This window comes from Kitasatospora sp. NPDC059146, assembly GCF_042786665.1.
Classification (GTDB): Bacteria; Actinomycetota; Actinomycetes; order Streptomycetales; family Streptomycetaceae; genus Kitasatospora.
Window position 1 is genome coordinate 1 of the sequence record NZ_JBHZCY010000172.1, and the last position, 17,389, is coordinate 17,389.

Below are 17,389 nucleotides of genomic sequence, written 5' to 3' on the forward strand. Positions count from 1 at the left end.
CGGCCCCCCCCCCGGGGGGGGGGGGGGGGGCCCCCCCCCCCCCCCCCGCGGGGGGGGCCCCCCCCGCCGCCGCCTCGCCGCCCCCGCGTTGCCCGCTACCGGGCCCGGGGGCCGTCGGGGCCGGGGATAATGGATCACGCAGGCTCCGGCCGCGTCGCCGGTCGCCGACGGGGACGCCCCGGCCGTACGCGCTCGTTCGATCGAAAGGTCCTCCGTGGCTGACCAGACGTTGCTCGCCGCCCAGCGCCAGGCCCTGATCCTGGAGGCGATCCGCCGGACCGGCGCGATCCGGGTCGCCGAGCTGGTCGAGCAGTTCGGCGTGTCCGACATGACCATCCGCCGGGACCTCGACGCGCTGGTGCGCCAGGGCACCGTGGAGAAGGTCCACGGCGGCGCGGTGGCGACCGGGACGGCCAGCGCCTTCGAGCCCGGCTTCGACGCCAAGTCCGGTCTGGAGGAGGGCACCAAGGCCGCGCTGGCGGACGCCGCGGTGCGGTTGGTGGAACCGGGCAGCGTGGTGGCCCTGTCGGCCGGTACCACGACCTACGCGGTCGCCTCCCGGCTGCTGGACGTGCCGGACCTGACGGTGGTGACCAACTCGCTGCGGATCGCCGACCTGCTGTGGGCGGCGGGGAGCGAGGGCCGGGAGAACGTCCCGACCCTGCTGCTGACCGGCGGGTCGCCGACCCGGTCGGCCGCCCTGGTGGGGGCGCTGGCCGACCAGACCGTCCGGTCGCTGCACGTGGACCTGCTGATCCTGGGCGTGCACGGGGCGAGCGAGCAGGCCGGCCTCACCACGCCCAACCTGGCCGAGGCGCAGACCAACCGGGCCCTGATCGCCTCCGCCCGGCGCACCGTCGTGGTGGCCGACCACACCAAGTGGGGCGTCGTCGGTCTGAGCAGCTTCGCGACCCTGGCGGAGGTCGACTGCTTCATCACCGACGACGCCCTGCCCGCGGCGGCCCGCGGGGTGCTCGCCGAGGCGGTCGGCGAGCTCCTCGTCGTCCCGACCACGGGCTGAGCCCGGCTGATCCCGGGTCCTTCCGGCCCACCCGGGCCCTTCTGGCGGCCCCGGGTGGGCCGGGTGCTCAGCCCACCTTGCGGGCGCCCGCCGAGGGGACGGCGGTGAAGGCAACGGGGGCGGCGAAGCCCGCGGCGTGGAAGGCCGCCGTCACGGCGGTCGAGACCTCGGCCACCTGCGCGGCGCCGACCAGGGCGATGACGGACCCGCCGAAGCCGCCACCGGTCATCCGGGCGCCCAGCGCCCCGGCGGCGACGGCGGCCTCGACCGCGAGGTCCGTCTCGGCGCAGGAGACCCGGAAGTCGTCGCGCAGCGAGTCGTGCCCGGCCGTCAGGACCGGCCCGAGCGCCGCGAGGTCGCCGCGGACCAGGTGGTCGACGGCCTCCAGCACGCGCCCGTTCTCCGTCACCACGTGCCGTAGCAGCGGCCGGAGTTCACCGGGCAGCCGGTCCAGGGCCGGGCCGAGGTCGGCGGCTTCGAGGTCGCGCAGTGCGGGCAGGCCGAGCAGCTCGGCGGCGCGCTCGCAGCCGGCCCGCAGGGCCGCGTAGGCGCCGTCGCCGAGGTCGTGCTTGACCCGGGTGTCGATCACCAGCAGCCGCAGGCCGGCCGCCGCGAGGTCGAACGGGACGTGCCGCTGCTCCAGCGTCCGGGCGTCCAGGAACAGCGCGGTGCCGTCCGTGCAGCAGGAGGAGGCCATCTGGTCCATCACACCGCAGGGCACGCCGACGAAGGCGTTCTCGGCCCGCTGGGCGAGGACCGCGAGCTCCGGGGCGCTCAGGCCGAGGCCGTACAGGTCGTTCAGGGCGGCGGCGGTCGCGCACTCCAGGGCGGCGGAGGAGGAGAGGCCGGCGCCGCTCGGCACGTCGCTGTCGACGTACAGGTCGGCCCCGCCGACGGCGTGCCCGGCCTCGGCGAGCGCCCAGAACACGCCGGCCGGGTAGCCGGCCCAGCTGGTGACCACGCCGGGTTCCAGACCGTCCAGGGCGAGTTCGGTGATCGTGCCGCCGCCCTGGGCGCTGAACAGCCGCAGCCGGCCGTCCTCGCGGCGACGGGCGGTCACCCGGGTGGTGTGGGGGAGGGCGATGGGCAGGACGAAGCCGTGGTTGTAGTCGGTGTGCTCACCGATCAGGTTCACCCGGCCGGGGGCGGCCCAGACGCCGTCCGGGCGGACGCCGTGGACGGCCTCGAACTCGGTGGCCTCGTCGATCATCTGCAGCTCCATGCCTGGCGTGCGCGGTGGGCCCCGCGGTCGGTCTGCACCGGCACGCGGGAGTGAATTCCGACATAATCAAACATGACCGCCCCCACGGTCAATATCTGCGATGTCCGTGTTCATTCGGGTCGGACCGGCGGCCGGAAGCTGCCGCCACCAGCACCGATGCTTGTTGACAAGCGATCGTCTCTGTTTGAATCTGTTGAAGCTCGAAAGTGCCGGGCCCGACGGCCCCACGCGTAAGGAGTACAGCGGTGCACAGAACCGCCACCAAGCTGGCCGACGGCCGCGAACTGGTCTACTTCGACCAGGGGCCGGGCGCGCTCCGCGAGGTCCCGGACGAGCGGCCGCTCGAACCGGCCGCGAGCCTGTCCGAGACCCGGCTCGACCCGGTGCTCGGCGAGTGGGTGACGGTGGCCGCGCACCGCCAGCAGCGCACCTACCTCCCGCCGGCCGGCGAGTGCCCGCTCTGCCCCTCGCGCGACGGACGGCTCAGCGAGATCCCGGCGCCGGACTACGAGGTCGCGGTGTTCGAGAACCGCTTCCCCTCGCTCGCCACCGGCTCCGCCGACCACGTCGCGGCCCGGGACGAACCCCTGCACACCCTCCGGCCGGGCGTCGGTCGCTGCGAGGTGGTCTGCTTCACCTCCGACCACGACGCCTCCTTCGCCGACCTCGACGAACCCCGGGCCCGCCTCGTCCTGGACGCCTGGACCGACCGGACGGCGGAGCTCTCCGCCCTGCCCGGCGTACGGCAGGTGTACTGCTTCGAGAACCGCGGCGAGGAGATCGGAGTCACCCTCGCCCACCCGCACGGGCAGATCTACGCCTTCCCGTTCGTCCCCTCCCGCACCGCCCGGATGACCGCCCGGGCCGAGGCGCACCGGGCCCGCACCGGCCGCAACCTCTTCGAGGACCTGCTGGCCGTCGAACGCAGCTCCCCCGAGCGGGTGGTGCTCCGGGGCGAGCACTGGACGGCCTTCGTCCCGTTCGCCGCCCGCTGGCCGTACGAGGTCCACCTCTACCCCCACCGCAGGGTCCCCGACCTGACCGCACTGAACGAGGCCGAGCGCGCCGAGTTCCCCGGCCTCTACCTCGACCTGCTGCGCCGCTTCGACGCGCTGTTCCCCGCCGGGCCGGGCGGGGCGCGCAACCGCACCCCGTACATCGCGGCCTGGCACCAGGCCCCGGGCGAGGGCGGTGCCGAACTCGCGCTCCACCTGGAGCTGTTCACCGTCCGGCGGGCGCCCGGCAAGCTCAAGTACCTGGCCGGGGTGGAGTCCGGGCTGGACGCCTTCGTCACCGACGTCAGCCCGGAGGGCGCCGCCGAGCGGCTGCGGGCCGCCGCACCCGCCTGATCCGGGCCCCGGACGGTTCCGGGCCTCGGAGGGTTCCGGGCCCCGGGCACGACGGCGGCCTCCCGCCCCTGGTGGGGGTGGGAGGCCGCCGTACGGGTGTCGCGGGTCAGGTCCGGGTAGGCCGGGTCGGCGCCGGGGCCGGTCAGCCGGCCGGCTTCGCGGTGACCAGGGCGGTGATCCCCGCGGCCAGCTCGGGGCCGAGCTCGCCCCAGCCGTCCTTGTAGCCGTACACGCCGCCGAGGGTGCGGGCCTCGTAGTCGCCGTTCATGATCTCGATGTCGTTCGCGGTGATGAGGCCCGGGTGGGCGACGCCGACGGCGGAGGTGATCTCGTTCATTCGGCCGGAGATGCGCGGGGGAAGGTTGAAGATGCCGACGAAGTCAACCCCTTGCGCAGGGTGCGCAGGTAGACGGCGGCGCGGGTGGACTTGGAGGCCGGGTCCAGGCCGCGGGCCAGCCAGGGGTTCTGGGTGGCGATGCCGGTGGGGCACTTGTCGGTGTGGCACTTCTGGGCCTGGATGCAGCCGATCGACAGCATGGCCTCGCGGGCCACGTTGATCATGTCGGCGCCGAGGGCGAAGGCCACCGCGGCGTTCTCGGGCAGGCCGAGCTTGCCGGAGCCGATGAAGGTGAGGTCGTCGGTCAGCCCCAGTTCGGCGAAGGTGCCGTAGACCCGGGAGAAGCCCATCCGGAACGGGAGGGAGACGGAGTCGGCGAACATCCGGGGCGCGGCGCCGGTCCCGCCCTCGCCGCCGTCGACGGTCACGAAGTCGACCCCGCGGTCGCCGCGCTCCATCAGCGCGGCGAGCTCCTGCCAGAAGCCCAGGTCGCCGACCGCGCTCTTGATGCCGACCGGCAGGCCGGTCTCGGCGGCGATCAGCTCGACGAAGTCCAGCATCGAGTCGACGTCGCCGAACGCGCTGTGCCGGGACGGCGAGGCGCAGTCCTGGCCGACCGGGATGCCGCGGATCGCGGCGATCTCCGGGGTGACCTTGGCGCCCGGCAGCATGCCGCCCAGCCCGGGCTTGGCGCCCTGGGAGAGCTTGATCTCTATCGCCTTGACCGGGGCGCCGGCGACGATGTCCTTGAGCTTGTCCAGGTTGAAGGTGCCGTCCTCGTTGCGGCAGCCGAAGTAGGCGGTGCCGAGCTGGAGGACGAGGTCGCCGCCCTGGCGGTGGTACGGGGAGAGCCCGCCCTCACCGGTGTTGTGCATGGTGCCGGCCTCCGCCGCGCCCTTGTTGAGGGCGGTGATGGCGGCGCCGGAGAGCGAGCCGAAGCTCATCGCCGAGATGTTCACCACGCTCGCCGGGCGGAAGGCCTTGGCGCGGCCGCGCGGCCCGCCGAGCACCTTGGCCGAGGGCAGCGGGGACTGCGGGTCGTGGAGGTCGGGCAGGGCGCCCGCGAAGGTGCGCTGCTTGACGTAGGCGTGGCCCTGGACGTGCTCGACGTCGACCTCGGTGCCGAAGCCGAAGTAGTTGTTCTGCTCCTTCGCGGAGGCGTAGATCCAGGTGCGCTGGTCGCGGCTGAACGGACGCTCCTCCTCGTTGGAGGTCACGATGTACTGCCGCAGCTCGGGGCCGATCGTCTCCAGCAGGTAGCGGGCGTGCCCGAGCACCGGGAAGTTCCGGAGCAGCGCGTGCTTCTTCTGGATGAGGTCGCGGGCAGCCAGAAGCGCCACCGCTGTCGCGGCGGCCGCGCCGATCTTCCGGGCTTGCATGGACGTTCCTCCTCGGTGCACGACCCCATCGCCGTCGGTGGAGTCGTCCTGTGGTGCAGGGCGTGGGGCGGTGGGCGCGCGGCCGGGAGGGCCGGGCGTCCGCCGGGGGATCCGATGTGATCGTAGGAGGCTTCCCCGGGTGCCCTGCGGGCAGGGGGCGGGTTCGCGGCGGCGCGCGGCCGGGAGCCCGGCCGCGAACCCGCGCGGGGCGGGGCCGAGCCCCCGGTCACGCGGTGACCTTGGCGACGAAGGCGGCCAGGTTGGCCACGGTGCGCCGGATCTTCTCCTCCGTGGTGAGCGACTCGTGGAGCTTGACCCCGACGTCCCGCTTGCCGCGTACGTAGAGCGAGCAGGCGAGGTCGGTGCACATGTACGCGCCGACCGAGTTGCCCTGCTTGCCGGCCTTCCCGGCGAGCGGGGCGACCAGCAGTGAGACGCCGCCGGAGTGGGTGGTGACGCAGAGCGAGCAGATGCTGCGCCGGGCCTGCCAGGAGGCGGCGGCGGAGGAGCGCAGCGCGATCGCCACCGTCCGGCCGTCCAGTTCGGCCGCGAGGTAGGCGCGGTCGGGTGCCTGCGGGTCGCGCCAGCCGAGGAAGTCCAGGTCGTCCCAGTCGAGTTCGGACAGGTTGCGGGGTACGTGCAGGCGCTTGGCCTCGCCCTTGCTGCAGTTCAGGAAGGCGGAGCGGATCTGGGGTTCGGTCATCGGCTTCATAGGAGGCAACGTAAATTACCTAGGAGTATTAGGCAAATGTATAATCGGCTCAGGCGATGGAAGGAAGCAGATGGCACGCGTAGGGCTGAACGCTGAACGACTCACCCGGGCGGGGGCGGAACTGGCCGACGAGGTCGGCTTCGACAAGGTCACGGTCTCCGCGCTCGCACGACACTTCGGCGTCAAGGACGCGAGCCTGTACTCGCACGTGAAGAACTCCCAGGACCTCAAGACCAGGATCGCCCTGCTCGCCCTGGAGGAACTCGCCGACCGGGCCGCCGCGGCCCTGGCCGGGCGGGCCGGAAAGGACGCCCTGGCGGCCTTCGCCAACGCCTACCGCGACTACGCCCGGGAGCACCCCGGCCGCTGGGCCGCCGCCCAGCTCGAACTCGACCACGAGACGGCGCTCGGCAGCGCCGCCGTCCGGCACTCCCAGATGACCCGCGCGATCCTGCGCGGCTACGACCTCGCGGAGCCCGACGAGACCGACGCCGTCCGCCTGCTCGGCAGCACCTTCCACGGCTACGTCGCGCTGGAGCGGGCGGGCGGTTTCCAGCACACCCCGCGCACCGCCGAGGACACCTGGGCCCGCATCCTGGACGCCCTCGACGCCCTGCTGCGCAACTGGCCGAAGGCCTGACGGCGGGCGGGGGTGCCGGTGGGCCTCCGGCGGGTCGTCGGCGGGTCCTCGGCGGGTCCTCGGTGGGGGTGGTGAGGCACGGCGCGGGCGGGGTCAGGCCGTGTAGTGGGCCGTGCGGTAGCCGCCCTCGGCGGTGCGCTCGACGTTCTCGTCCTCCCAGGTGTGGGGGACCTTCAAGCCCCAGCGCTTGCGCAGCACCTTGTGCTCCGCGCGGTTCCTGGTGACGTACCAGGTGCCCATCCGGCACCAGGCGAGCGGTTCGTCGGCCTCGGTGGCCACGGCCCGCACCAGCTGCTGGGCGAACCGGGCCACCGTCGACTCCAGGTACTGGTTCATCCGGTAGGTGGCCTGGTCGCCGTGCTGGAACATGGCGTAGTCGGAGCCGGGTTGGCTGTGCAGCCGGCCGTGCTCCAGGGCCACCGTGCCGTGCCGGGCCACCGGCTCCTGCTGGGTGTTCCTGGCGATCCCCGCGTTGAGCCGGTTCAGCAGCTTGGCCTTCTCCATGGTCGCCTCCGGGATCTGGCCGCCGCCCGTGCCGCCCTGGGCGGAGTACACCTCGTGCAGGTCGTAGTCCCCGGTGTAGAGGTACCGCTTCCAGTTCGGATCGGCCTTGAGGGCCGTCAACGCCGGTCCGCCGCCCGCCTGTTGCATGTCGAGCGGGACGTACGGCTCGCCGTTGGCGCCGGTGTGCACGATCCCGGCGGCGAGCGTCGGGGGCGGGTTGTCGATCCGGACGCCGGCCAGGCCCTGGTCGTTCCAGTGGCCGACGAAGCCGCTCAGGTCGTTGGCGTCCAGCCAGGCCAGGATCGTCGCCGGGTCGCCCGCGACCTGCCCCGGGCCGGTGCCGTACTTCTTGTCGACGGAGGCGGGCTTGATCGACTTCTCCAGGATGGTGTGCGGCTTGGCCTTGGCGCCCTCCGCGATCCGCCGGATCGAGTACTCGCCGGTCTCCCGGATCGCGATGGTGTAGTGGTGCTTCCTGCAGATCGCCGAGATGGCGTCCAGGTGGTCCTGCCACACGATCTTCCGCAGGTCGGCCGACCGCTTGCCGAGGGTGACGGTCTGCCCGTCGAACGAGCCCGCCGCGCACGCGGTTTCGACGTTGTTCTCGTCCAGCATCCGCTGCACCACCGGGCGGTGGCCGCCCGGGACCCGCTGGAGCGCACGGCCCGTCGCCGCGTTGCCGACGGTGCGCTGGAGGTCCACGGCGGCCTGCGGGGACACGGCCCCGGCCCCCGGCCCCACTCGTGCGCCGGCCCGGCGGGCCGGGCTCGGGTCGCGCGGGGCGTGCCCGGCCTTCTCGTGTTGCTTCCTCGCCTGCATGCTGCAACCTCCTCGATCCCCTTCGTCCCCGTTATATCGGGAGTCGGGGCGCAGGAGGAGACCGTATCCCGACTTGCCCGCCCGGGAGTTGGGCTCGGGTGCCGGTCCAGGGTGTCGCTCCTCGGGGAAGTTGCCTCCGGGTTAGTTGTGTGAGCACAATGATTACACCAACACAATTAACCGGGGAGTGTTCCTATGCCCGACGCCGCCCGTCCGCGGCCCTGGCTCGTGCTGGCCATCTGCTGCATGAGCCTGCTGATGGTCAGCCTCGACGTCACCATCCTGAACGTGGCCCTGCCCGCCGTCCGGAGCGACCTGCACACCTCGGTGTCCGGGCTGCAGTGGACGGTCGACGCCTACACCCTGGTCCTGGCGAGCCTGCTGATGCTCTCCGGATCGACCGCCGACCGGATCGGGCGGCGCCGGGTGTTCCGGATCGGGCTGGTGGTGTTCGGCGCGGCCTCCCTGCTGTGCAGCCTGGCCCCCGGGCTCGGCTGGCTGATCGTGGCGCGCATGCTCCAGGCGGTCGGCGGCTCGATGCTCAACCCCGTCGCCATGTCGATCATCAGCAACACCTTCACCGACTCCCGCCAGCGGGCCCGCGCGATAGGCGTGTGGGGCGGCGTCGTGGGCATCAGTATGGCCGCCGGGCCGATCCTCGGCGGGGCGCTGGTGGAGTCGGCCGGCTGGCGGGCGATCTTCTGGATCAACGTCCCGATCGCCCTCGCCGCCTTCGTCCTGACGGGCCGCTACGTCCCGGAGTCGCGGGCGGCCCGGGCCCGCCGGGTGGACCCGGTCGGCCAGACCCTGGTCGTCGTGCTGCTCGCCGGGCTCACGTACGCGATCATCGAGTCGCCGCAGCGCGGCTGGTCCTCGCCCGTGGTGCTCGGCTGCACGGCGGCGGCGCTGGCCGCACTGCTGGGCCTGCTCCGGTACGAGCCCCGGCGCACCGACCCGCTCATCGACCTCAGGTTCTTCCGCTCCGCGCCGTTCGCGGGCGCCACCGTGATCGCGGTCGCCGCCTTCGCCGGTCTCGGCGGCTTCCTGTTCGTCAGCTCCCTCTACCTCCAGGACGTCCGCGGGCTGGAGCCGCTGCACGCCGGGCTGTACATGCTCCCGATGGCCGTCATGGCCCTGGTGACCGGCCCGCTGTCCGGCCGGATGGTGGCCGCACGAGGCCCACGGACGCCGCTGCTGCTGGCGGGGGCGGCCCTGAGTGCGAGCGCCGTGATCCAGGCGGTCAGCTACTCCGAGCACCTGTCGACCGGTCTGCTGGTGCTCGCCTTCCTGTTGTTCGGCATCGGATTCGGCCTGGTCAACGCGCCCATCACCAACACCGCCGTGTCCGGGATGCCCCGCGCCCAGGCCGGGGTGGCGGCGGCCGTCGCCTCCACCAGCCGACAGGTCGGCCAGTCGCTGGGCGTGGCCGTGATCGGCGCCCTGATGGCGGGCGCGGCGCACTCCGACCCCGCGGCCTTCACCGGGACGGCGCGGACGGCGTGGTGGATCATCGCCGGCTGCGGTGCCGTCGTGCTGGTCGCCGGTACGCTCACTTCCGGCCGCTGGGCCCGGGCGACGGCCGAGCGCACGGCGGCGCGGCTCGCCGCCGAGGAGGCCGGCGAGGAGAGCAGGACGGCGAAGGAGAAGGTGGACGCCTGATGGGGCGCAGTGACACCGGCGGACACCCGGAGGCGGGCGGGGTCGACCCCGGGACGGCGGGCCGGGTCGATCCCGGGACTGCGGGCCGGGTCTGGCAGGGGATGAACGCGCTCGTCCTTGAGCGCTACAACCGCCGCAAGGCCGTCGCCGAGGCCCTCGGGATGAGCTTCGGCCGGGTCCGGGCGCTGCGCCGCCTCGCCGGCGGCCCGATCACCCTGCGGGAACTGGCCGAACGGCTGACCGCCGATCCGCCGTACACCACGGTGATCGTCGACGACCTGGTGCGGCGCGGCCTCGCCGAGCGCATCACCAACCCCGCCGACCGGCGCTCCAAGCTGGTCCACCTCACCGAGGAAGGCGAGGCCAAGGCCGCGCTCGCCACCGGCATCCTCACCACCCCGCCGGACGCGCTGCTCGCCCTGCCGCCGGAGGACCTCCGGGCGCTCGACCGGGTGGTGGCGAAGCTCCTGGGCTGAGCGGGGTGGCCGGGTGTGCGGGCGGCTCCCGCGGGTGGTGGGGGACGGTGTGGTGACCACAGGGTGAAATTAGGTTAGCCTCACCTAATGCACACCGCTTCCCTGGCCGCGACCACGGCCGGATACGCCATGCCCCAGCTCTGGCGGGTCCTCACCAAGGCCGGGTACTTCCTCGGCCTGAGCGGGGCCGTCGGAGCCACCGTCACCTATGCGACCACCGTGCGCCCGGTCCTGCGGGCCCCGGAAACGGGCACCCAGGACGCCGAGGTGCTGCGAAGAAGGGCCGCCGGCTACCTGGCCGGAACCGGCGCCGTCCTGCTGGTCGCGGGCTACTTCCAGCTCGCCGCCCGGGTGGCCCGGGCCGGGAAGGGCATGCCCTTCGGCGACGCGCTCGCCCCGGGCCGGATCCTGGACTTCCTGCGGGCGCCCGCGGCCAAGGGCGCCTGGATCGCCCAGGGCACCGTGTACCTGCTGCAGAACGCCGTCCTGGTCGTGGCCGCTGTCACCCTGCTCGCCCTCGCCGTACCGGCCGCCCGCCGCCACGTGGACCGGATCGCCCTCACCGCGCTGCCCCTCGCCCTCGCCGTCACCCTGGTCGGCGCCGTCCCGACCACCGCTCCCGTCGGCCTGGACGCGTGGCTGAACCTGGTGTTCGACCAGGCCCACATCGTCTCCGGCGTCGTCTGGCTCGGCGGCCTGGCCCTGCTCGTCGCCCTCGCCGGCACCCGCGGGCGCCTCGGCGACGGCGCCGGGCTGCTCTGGGCGGACGTGTGGCGGCGCTTCGGCCTCGTCGCGATGGTCTGCGTCGGCGCGGTCACCGTCTCCGGACTGTGGCTCAGTTGGAAGCACGTCGGCGGCATCTCGCAGCTCTGGACCACCGGCTACGGCGTCGCCCTGCTCGTCAAGGTGCTCCTGGTCGCCGCGCTGGTCGCGGCGGGCGCCTTCAACCAGCTCTGGCTGATGCCCCGGATCGTCCGGGCCCGCGGCGCCGACGACACCGGCCCACTGCTGCACCTGACGCTCCGTCACTTCCCCAAGGTCGTCTGGGGCGAGGTCGCCCTCGGCGTCGCGGTGCTCGCCGTGATGCCGTTCATCTCCGGCTCGGCCCGCACCGAGGCCGGCAGCCCGAAGGCCGTCTCCTCCGGCACCCTCCTCGCCGGCGGCGCCGCGCTCACCCTCGCGCTGGCCGCCTCGCTGTACGCGACGGTCCGGATGTCGGACGCCCTGGCGCGGCGGTCCGCCATGGCCTCAACTGCCTGATCCGCCGGTCCAGTTCACCGTTCTCACTGTTTTCACCGTTTTCACTGTCTTCGTAGAGTGGGGAGTGCCATGGGGCGGGGTTGGGAGGGCATGGCCCTCAGGATGATGCGGGGGCGGGACTTCGAGTTCACCGTCACCGGGGCGGAGGACGTCACCGCGCACTGCCGGCGGCTGAGCTTCGCGGACGGCGGCATGCTCGGGGCCACCGGCGTGCACCCCACCATGTGGGTGCGGCTCTGGTTCCCGGACGCGGGGCGCCCGCACCAGCGGGCGTACACCCTGGTCGACCCGGACCCCGCCGGGGGCGCCTTCGGGATCGACTTCGCACTCCACGACGGCCCGGCCAGCCGCTGGGCGAGCACGGCGGGCGTCGGCGACACCATCCAGGCCACCGTCCAGGGGTCCGCGTTCGCCGCCCCCGACCCGACGCCCGCCCGGATGTTCCTCGTCGGCGACCGGGCCTCCGCCCCCGCGATCGGATCCCTGCTGCGCGCACTGCCCGACGTGCCGGCCACCGTCTGGCTGGAGACCCAGCACGGCAGCGACGAGCACCTACCGCTCGCCCGCACCGGCCGCGACCACCACGACCTCCGGTTCGTCCCCCGCGAGAACGCCGGGGCCCGCCTCGCGGCCCAGGTCCGCACCGCCCTGCCCGACCTCCTCGGCGACCCGGCCGAGGCCTACGTGTGGATCGCCTGCGACACCGCCACCACCCGCGACCTGGCCCGCTTCGTCCGCCGCGACCTCGACGTCCCCAAGCCGCGCACCCACGCCCTCGGCTACTGGCGGCCCTGAGAACCCGTGCGGCCCGGCCGGAGGACGGTCCCTCCGCCGGGCCGCACGTCTGCGTGCAGCAGGCGAGGGGTGCTCTCGCAGTACCTGGAACACCAGGGTCTCCCCGACGTCCGGAACGCCTGTCAGCCTGGACACATGCCGCAGCCCCACCCCCATCGGTTCACTCGGGCTGCCCTGCATGCGCGACCGTGTCGGCGCGTTCTTCCACGGCAGAAGGGACGGAGATCCATGGCGGACGACCAGTTCACCACCCACGCAGAACTTTTCGATCTGCGGGGGAAGTACGCCCTCGTCACCGGCGGCACCCGGGGAATCGGGCTGATGACAGCGCGCGGCCTGCTCCAGGCGGGCGCCCGCGTCGTCATCAGCTCACGCGACGCGGACGCGTGCGCGGAGGCACAGCGCCTCCTGTCCGCCTTCGGCGACGTCCGAGCGATCCCCGCCGACCTGTCCAGGCACGACGAGTGCCGACGCCTCGCCGACCTCGTCCAGGCCGACTCGGAACGCCTGGACATCCTCGTCAACAACGCGGGAGCGATGTGGCGCGAACCGCTGGAGACGTTCCCGGACGAGGCCTGGGACGCGGTGATCGACCTCAACCTCAAGGCGCCGTTCCGGCTGGTGCAGGCGCTGCTCCCGGCACTCCGCAGGGCGGGCACCGCCGATGACCCCGCGCGGATCATCAACATCGGCAGCATCGCCGCCCTTCACGTCGCCGAGGCGCCCACCTACTCGTACGCAGCCAGCAAAGCGGCACTCCACCAACTCACCCGCGTGCTCGCCCGAGAGCTGGGCCCACAGCACATCACGGTGAACGCGGTGGCGCCGGGAGTGTTCCCGTCGCGGATGACGGCGTCCACGATCGATGCCGTCGGCGACACGATCGCGGCGGCGGCCCCGCTGCGCCGGCTCGGCCGCGACGACGACATGGCGGGTGTCGCCGTGTTCCTCGCCAGCCGGGCCGGGGCCTACCTCACGGGCACCGTCATCCCGGTGGACGGCGGCATCGCGACGACCGCAACGGGCACCCCTCCGGCCGCGGTACGGGCTTAGGGTGACGGGATGGCCACGATGGATCCACGCACCGAGATCCGGGAGTTCCTCAGCTCGCGCCGCGCCCGCATCGCACCCGCGCAGGCGGGCCTGCCCGCCTACGGCGGCAACCGTCGGGTTAAAGGACTGCGCCGCGAGGAGGTGGCGCTACTCGCGGGGGTATCGGTCGACTACTACGCGCGAATGGAGCGCGGCAGCCTCGCCGGCGCCTCCGACGGTGTGCTCGACGCGTTGGCCTCCGCCCTGCAACTCGACGAGGCCGAGCGCGACCACCTGTTCCACCTCGCGCGCCGATCCGCGGTGCCCGGCGGCCCACGCCGACGCAGGCCTGCCGTGACGGTGCGCTCGACGCTGCAACAGGTGCTCGACGCGATCTCCGGTGCGCCGGCCTGGATCGGCAACGGCCGCTACGACGTGCTCGCCATGAACCAACTCGCCCGCGCGCTCTACTCACCGGTGCTGGCCGACCCACGACGGCCCGCGAACACGGCGCGGTTCGTCTACCTGAACCCCGAGGCGGCCAGAGAGCTCTTCGTCGACTACGACCAGATCGCCGGTGCCGTGGCCGCGAAGCTGCGCATGGAAGCCGGCCGCAATCCGCACGACGAGGAACTGATCGCCCTCGTCGGCGAACTGTCGACGTCCAGCGAGCTGTTCCGGCAGCGGTGGGCATCCCAGGACGTGCGGCTGCACCGGTCCGGCCGCAAGCGAGTGCGCCATCCGATCGTGGGCCGGCTCGACCTGGACGTCGAGACCCTGGAACTGCCCGCCGAACCCGGCCTGCACCTCAACGTCTACACCGCACCCGCGGGCACACCGACCGCCGACAACCTGACGCTCCTGGCGTCGTGGGCGGCCACCCGACAGGCGACGGCGGCCGAGCTCGAAGCGCGCAACGGACAGACCGATCAATGTCACAACGACCACTAACTCGCTGGTTGGATCCGCTCGCTGGATCTGCTCGTCGGCAGGATCGTCGGTCGGCCGGTTCGATCAGGTGCTCCATACTGTGCGGGCCGGGCAGGACGAGAGAACGGGGAGGGCCTTCGTGGTAGCCGCTGAGGATGTCGAACGATGCTTCGGTCCCGCCCGGGGTTACTCGGACGTGGAGGCGTGGACGGCCATCGAGGAGGTGGCCGGGGAACTGCCGTCGGAGTACAAGCGGTTCGTCGCCGCCTACGGTCCCGGCGTGGTCGGGAACTTCCTGTCGGTGTTGCACCCGCAAGCGCCCGAGTACACCATGCTCGATCTGATGAACGCGATGGGACCGCTGTACCAGGCGCTGGTGCCGGACAGGATTCCGTACGACCTCTACCCCCGTGAGCGCGGGATGGTGCTGTGGGCCAACACCCAGGAAGGCGACGCCTGCTTCCTGATCCCCCGTGCGGACGGCTCCTGGGGGATCGGCGTCTGGTTCCGCCAGTGGGCTGCCTGGGAGGAGTTCGACCAGGACGTCCCCAGCTGGTTGGTCGGTCAGGTCGACGGGGACCTGGAGATCCCCGGCCTGCCACTCCGTGTGCGTGGAGGTTTCGCCCCGGAGGCCTGAGCGGCGGGCCGGGGACGCCGCGCTGATCAAGGCAGTCCAGCAGTGCGGTCGGAGTCCGCGGCCGGCGTTCCGGAGTCGTCGGCCGACGGGCGAACTCGCCGATCGCGCCTTCGCGCCGGCGGTGTGGAGTTCCTTACTTTCCCTCTCAGGCCTCGCTCTCTCCTCGCCTGCTACGCCTTCCGCCTGCACGTTCCCGGTGATGGCGGGCCCTGGCTGCGGTCCTGGCTCCGCCCACTTTGGGGAGGGCGGCGGGCCACGGCGGGCCATTGGTCCTTCGAGTCCAGCGGCCCGCCGGGGCCCGGGGTGACTGAGGCCCGGATCAGGGTGTGGTGGGGCCAGGGGCGAAGTAGTCGTGGAGCATCTCGGTGGTCCAGGCGGGCTGGTGGGTGTCGCCGCGGGGGCCGAACTCCTCGAACCAGGGCTTGACCTCGAGGATCGGAGTGCCGTCGACGGCGTCCAGGTCCTCCACGTGCAGGTCCAGGCCGTCGACCTTGAGGAGCCGGCAGCGGGAGGAGCCGAGCCAGTTGACGCGCCGCATGTTCCGGTGGCCGAAGACGCCGACCTCGGGCCACTGCGGGTTGTCGCGTGGGCGGCGGGCGCCGAAGTTCAGGTCGGTCGGGTCGGTGAGGTGGAAGCGGAAGATCACATCGAGGTGGGAGAACGCCTCCAGCCCCTTCGTGGCCTCCGGTGGGAAGCGGTCGCCGTCGAGCCGGATGACGGCGCGGGTACCTCCCCAGTAGTCGTCGGAGGGCTCGGTGCGGCCCCCCACCACGTACCCGAGTGCCTCCACGGTGAAGACTTCGGTCACTGTGTTTCCCCTCCTGTGAACGGACCGCGCCAGGTCAGCGGGTCAGGCGGTGGCCGCCAGGTAGTCGGCGGCGCGCCGGTCGACGGCGTTGATGACCGGGACCTTGCGGCCACGGTAGGCGGACAGCGCTCCGCGGATCTGCAGGGCGACGTCGCGGGTGCGGGCGGAGCGCACGCTCTGCATCGCGTCCAGCGATCGCGCCCAGATCGCGCAGGCTTCTTCGACGGAGTGCTGCTGGGCCTTCACGAGTCCGAGGTGGCCGAGGGTGACGGCGTGGGTGCGGGTGAACGCGGAGGCCTTGCGGGTCGCGACGCTGCGCTCGAACTCCCGGGCCGCGCCGTTCAGGTCGCCGATGTCCCGCAGGGCCGACGCCGTTTCATGGGCCAGGGATGCCTCGCCGAAGAAGAAGACCCGGGCCGGTTCGTCGTCGCCGGGGGAGGCCGCGGACAGGTCACGCTCGGCCTGGAGCAGCGCGGCGTTCGCCTCGGGGGCGCGTCCGGCGGCGGCGAGTGCGCGGGCGTGGACGACGCCGAGGAGGGAGCGCTCGCGTGGGCTCGCCAGTGCGTACCGGGCGCCGGACATGGAGGCTTCCGAGACCCTGACGGCGTGGCCCGGCTTTCCGAGGTCGACCGCCTGGTGGGCCATGGCGCGCAGGACGTGGGCGGCCATGGCGGGATCGTCGGCCTCGGCCGCCAGCTTCACGGCGACGGTGTAGTAGTGCTGGGCGGTGGGGTGTTCGCCGTTGTCGAAGGCCGTCCATCCGGCCAGGTAGGCGAGTTCGGAGGCCGCGGAGAACATGTCGCGTCGCACCTGGTCGGAGGCGAAGGTGCCGCGGAGGAAGTCGTGGACGTCGGTGAGGAGGTACTGGGCGACCGCCGTGCGGCCGTGTCCGCCGCCGCGGCGCTGGTCGAGCTGGGAGAACAGCCCGGTCATCTCCCGCACGGCCTCCACATCGGCCTGGCCGGCGCGGTGCCGGCTGGTGTCGCGGCTGCCGGTGCGGGCCATGTGCTCCCACCAGCTGCTGGGTGGGATGGTCAATGCTCCGAGCGAGTACGGGAGGGTGCGGAGGAGCTGTCTGCGTTCCACGTCAACGTCGATCCGTCCAAGAGCCGCCAGGGCTTTCAGCGTATCCAAGTCCCAGTCCCGAAGATCCGGTTCCTACTCGCCGAGTCCCATCGCGGCCAGGGTGACGTCCCGGTTCAGCCACCTGGTGAGGACTTCCGCGAGGTACTGCGGGAGGTTGCCGGACGGGGTCCAGCCGTAGCGGACCCACTGGGTGACGGATGATCGACTCGGCCGCGCGGGGTCGTCGTTGGCGGCCGCGACCGCGCACAGGGCCCGGGCGAGGGCTTCGTTGGGTCGACCGGATTCACGGATGAGCTGGCCCAACTGTTCGTTGGGCTGACGAGTACGCCCCATCGGGGTCTCCCTGGCGGTGCCGCTAAACACGTTAAACAGCGGACGGTCGCCAACACCTTACTCCTAGCGACCATGAACGGTTTCCTGTATCAGCAAGGCCGTTTCAGGCCGTACGACATGCCCTGGCACCCGACCCGAGTGAGTGAGGCGCCCCTCATGGAGCCGAGACCACACACCGTCACGATGAGGTTCCCCGCGGAACTGGCGCAGATCGGCGCCGTTCGCCGTTGGGTCACGAAGCAGCTGCCGATGTTCGGCCTGTGTCTGACCGATCAGCGGGTGGAGGACGCCCGGCTGGTGATGTCCGAGATCGCGGCCAACGCCGTGGTGCACGGCTGCGACGGGGGCCGGTCGGACGTGGAGCTGACTGCCGCTCTGCGCCTCTCCCCG

Annotated in this window: 19 protein-coding genes; 11 read left to right on the top strand and 8 right to left on the bottom strand. The window is 72.7% G+C overall.

The features are described 5' to 3' along the window. Nucleotides 1–214 precede the first annotated feature (214 nt). Nucleotides 215–1,021: a DeoR/GlpR family DNA-binding transcription regulator gene (locus ACFXPX_RS40165; protein ID WP_380407961.1), complete on the top strand. Its 807-nt coding sequence runs from the start codon at nt 215–217 to the stop codon at nt 1,019–1,021. A gap of 67 nt (nt 1,022–1,088) precedes the next feature. Here ACFXPX_RS40165 and galK read toward each other — a convergent pair whose 3' ends face one another. Next, nucleotides 1,089–2,231: a galactokinase gene (gene galK, locus ACFXPX_RS40170; RefSeq protein ID WP_380595028.1), complete on the bottom strand. Its 1,143-nt coding sequence runs from the start codon at nt 2,229–2,231 to the stop codon at nt 1,089–1,091. Nucleotides 2,232–2,488: 257 nt separating this feature from the next. On the opposite strand from galK, the gene galT reads away from it, so the two are divergent. Beyond that, entirely contained in the window at nt 2,489–3,592 is a 1,104-nt protein-coding gene (gene galT, locus ACFXPX_RS40175) for a galactose-1-phosphate uridylyltransferase (RefSeq protein WP_380644816.1), read from the top strand. A gap of 142 nt (nt 3,593–3,734) precedes the next feature. Here the strand turns inward: galT and ACFXPX_RS40180 are convergent, their stop codons facing one another. The 3 genes from ACFXPX_RS40180 to ACFXPX_RS40190 form a co-directional block, all read right to left on the bottom strand. Continuing rightward, nucleotides 3,735–3,929 (bottom strand): hypothetical protein, encoded by a 195-nt coding sequence (locus ACFXPX_RS40180; protein ID WP_380644817.1) that lies wholly within the window; start codon nt 3,927–3,929, stop codon nt 3,735–3,737. Beyond that, a complete protein-coding gene (locus ACFXPX_RS40185; RefSeq protein ID WP_380644818.1) occupies nt 3,926–5,308 on the bottom strand; it encodes an FMN-binding glutamate synthase family protein in 1,383 nt (460 codons plus the stop codon). The genes ACFXPX_RS40180 and ACFXPX_RS40185 overlap by 4 nt, the downstream gene beginning before the upstream one ends. Before the next feature lie 226 nt (nt 5,309–5,534). Further along, the gene (locus tag ACFXPX_RS40190; RefSeq protein WP_380644819.1) at nt 5,535–6,020 is read right to left on the bottom strand and encodes an FBP domain-containing protein; all 486 of its coding nucleotides are present in this window, start codon (nt 6,018–6,020) and stop codon (nt 5,535–5,537) included. A 70-nt stretch (nt 6,021–6,090) separates the two neighbouring features. Here ACFXPX_RS40190 and ACFXPX_RS40195 point away from each other — a divergent pair, with 70 nt between their 5' ends. Further along, nucleotides 6,091–6,660: a TetR/AcrR family transcriptional regulator gene (locus ACFXPX_RS40195; RefSeq protein WP_380644820.1), complete on the top strand. Its 570-nt coding sequence runs from the start codon at nt 6,091–6,093 to the stop codon at nt 6,658–6,660. 93 nt (nt 6,661–6,753) lie between these two features. On the opposite strand, the gene ACFXPX_RS40200 is transcribed toward ACFXPX_RS40195, so the two are convergent. Further along, nucleotides 6,754–7,983: a hypothetical protein gene (locus ACFXPX_RS40200; RefSeq protein ID WP_380644821.1), complete on the bottom strand. Its 1,230-nt coding sequence runs from the start codon at nt 7,981–7,983 to the stop codon at nt 6,754–6,756. A 195-nt stretch (nt 7,984–8,178) separates the two neighbouring features. Here ACFXPX_RS40200 and ACFXPX_RS40205 point away from each other — a divergent pair, with 195 nt between their 5' ends. The 7 genes from ACFXPX_RS40205 to ACFXPX_RS40235 all read left to right on the top strand — a co-directional run bounded on the left by ACFXPX_RS40205 (nt 8,179) and on the right by ACFXPX_RS40235 (nt 14,772). Then, a complete protein-coding gene (locus tag ACFXPX_RS40205) occupies nt 8,179–9,642 on the top strand; it encodes an MFS transporter (protein WP_380644822.1) in 1,464 nt (487 codons plus the stop codon). After that, nucleotides 9,642–10,118 carry a MarR family winged helix-turn-helix transcriptional regulator gene (locus tag ACFXPX_RS40210; protein ID WP_380644823.1) on the top strand — a complete coding sequence of 159 codons (477 nt, stop codon included), beginning with the start codon at nt 9,642–9,644 and terminating at the stop codon, nt 10,116–10,118. Before ACFXPX_RS40205 ends, ACFXPX_RS40210 begins: the two co-directional genes overlap by 1 nt. An 87-nt stretch (nt 10,119–10,205) precedes the next feature. Further along, nucleotides 10,206–11,378: a CopD family protein gene (locus ACFXPX_RS40215; RefSeq protein ID WP_380644824.1), complete on the top strand. Its 1,173-nt coding sequence runs from the start codon at nt 10,206–10,208 to the stop codon at nt 11,376–11,378. 69 nt (nt 11,379–11,447) lie between these two features. Further along, complete coding sequence (locus tag ACFXPX_RS40220; RefSeq protein ID WP_380644825.1) at nt 11,448–12,173, top strand: siderophore-interacting protein; 726 nt, start codon at nt 11,448–11,450, stop codon at nt 12,171–12,173. A gap of 228 nt (nt 12,174–12,401) precedes the next feature. Further along, nucleotides 12,402–13,226 (top strand): SDR family oxidoreductase, encoded by an 825-nt coding sequence (locus tag ACFXPX_RS40225; protein ID WP_380644826.1) that lies wholly within the window; start codon nt 12,402–12,404, stop codon nt 13,224–13,226. A 9-nt stretch (nt 13,227–13,235) separates the two neighbouring features. After that, nucleotides 13,236–14,156, top strand: coding sequence for a helix-turn-helix transcriptional regulator (locus tag ACFXPX_RS40230; protein WP_380587980.1), 921 nt, complete (start codon nt 13,236–13,238; stop codon nt 14,154–14,156). Between the two features lie 175 nt (nt 14,157–14,331). Beyond that, nucleotides 14,332–14,772: a hypothetical protein gene (locus ACFXPX_RS40235; RefSeq protein ID WP_380644827.1), complete on the top strand. Its 441-nt coding sequence runs from the start codon at nt 14,332–14,334 to the stop codon at nt 14,770–14,772. A gap of 319 nt (nt 14,773–15,091) precedes the next feature. Here ACFXPX_RS40235 and ACFXPX_RS40240 read toward each other — a convergent pair whose 3' ends face one another. The 3 genes from ACFXPX_RS40240 to ACFXPX_RS40250 all read right to left on the bottom strand — a co-directional run bounded on the left by ACFXPX_RS40240 (nt 15,092) and on the right by ACFXPX_RS40250 (nt 16,999). Beyond that, complete coding sequence (locus tag ACFXPX_RS40240) at nt 15,092–15,580, bottom strand: SAM-dependent methyltransferase (protein WP_380644828.1); 489 nt, start codon at nt 15,578–15,580, stop codon at nt 15,092–15,094. 42 nt (nt 15,581–15,622) lie between these two features. Continuing rightward, nucleotides 15,623–16,666: a Tat pathway signal protein gene (locus tag ACFXPX_RS40245; protein WP_380644829.1), complete on the bottom strand. Its 1,044-nt coding sequence runs from the start codon at nt 16,664–16,666 to the stop codon at nt 15,623–15,625. Between the two features lie 72 nt (nt 16,667–16,738). Further along, nucleotides 16,739–16,999: a hypothetical protein gene (locus tag ACFXPX_RS40250; protein ID WP_380644830.1), complete on the bottom strand. Its 261-nt coding sequence runs from the start codon at nt 16,997–16,999 to the stop codon at nt 16,739–16,741. A 183-nt stretch (nt 17,000–17,182) separates the two neighbouring features. On the opposite strand from ACFXPX_RS40250, the gene ACFXPX_RS40255 reads away from it, so the two are divergent. Continuing rightward, on the top strand, nt 17,183–17,389 hold a 207-nt coding region (locus tag ACFXPX_RS40255), incomplete at its 3' end, for an ATP-binding protein (RefSeq protein WP_380644831.1).

Bases quoted from the DNA above. Each gene is read 5' to 3' on its own strand.
- galK (WP_380595028.1), bottom strand. From the start codon at position 2,231: ATGATCGACGAGGCCACCGAGTTCGAGGCCGTCCACGGCGTCCGCCCG.
- ACFXPX_RS40180 (WP_380644817.1), bottom strand. From the start codon at position 3,929: ATGAACGAGATCACCTCCGCCGTCGGCGTCGCCCACCCGGGCCTCATC.
- ACFXPX_RS40185 (WP_380644818.1), bottom strand. From the start codon at position 5,308: ATGCAAGCCCGGAAGATCGGCGCGGCCGCCGCGACAGCGGTGGCGCTT.
- ACFXPX_RS40190 (WP_380644819.1), bottom strand. From the start codon at position 6,020: ATGAAGCCGATGACCGAACCCCAGATCCGCTCCGCCTTCCTGAACTGC.
- ACFXPX_RS40195 (WP_380644820.1), top strand. From the start codon at position 6,091: ATGGCACGCGTAGGGCTGAACGCTGAACGACTCACCCGGGCGGGGGCG.
- ACFXPX_RS40200 (WP_380644821.1), bottom strand. From the start codon at position 7,983: ATGCAGGCGAGGAAGCAACACGAGAAGGCCGGGCACGCCCCGCGCGAC.
- ACFXPX_RS40205 (WP_380644822.1), top strand. From the start codon at position 8,179: ATGCCCGACGCCGCCCGTCCGCGGCCCTGGCTCGTGCTGGCCATCTGC.
- ACFXPX_RS40210 (WP_380644823.1), top strand. From the start codon at position 9,642: ATGGGGCGCAGTGACACCGGCGGACACCCGGAGGCGGGCGGGGTCGAC.
- ACFXPX_RS40215 (WP_380644824.1), top strand. From the start codon at position 10,206: ATGCACACCGCTTCCCTGGCCGCGACCACGGCCGGATACGCCATGCCC.
- ACFXPX_RS40220 (WP_380644825.1), top strand. From the start codon at position 11,448: ATGGGGCGGGGTTGGGAGGGCATGGCCCTCAGGATGATGCGGGGGCGG.
- ACFXPX_RS40225 (WP_380644826.1), top strand. From the start codon at position 12,402: ATGGCGGACGACCAGTTCACCACCCACGCAGAACTTTTCGATCTGCGG.
- ACFXPX_RS40230 (WP_380587980.1), top strand. From the start codon at position 13,236: ATGGCCACGATGGATCCACGCACCGAGATCCGGGAGTTCCTCAGCTCG.
- ACFXPX_RS40250 (WP_380644830.1), bottom strand. From the start codon at position 16,999: ATGGGGCGTACTCGTCAGCCCAACGAACAGTTGGGCCAGCTCATCCGT.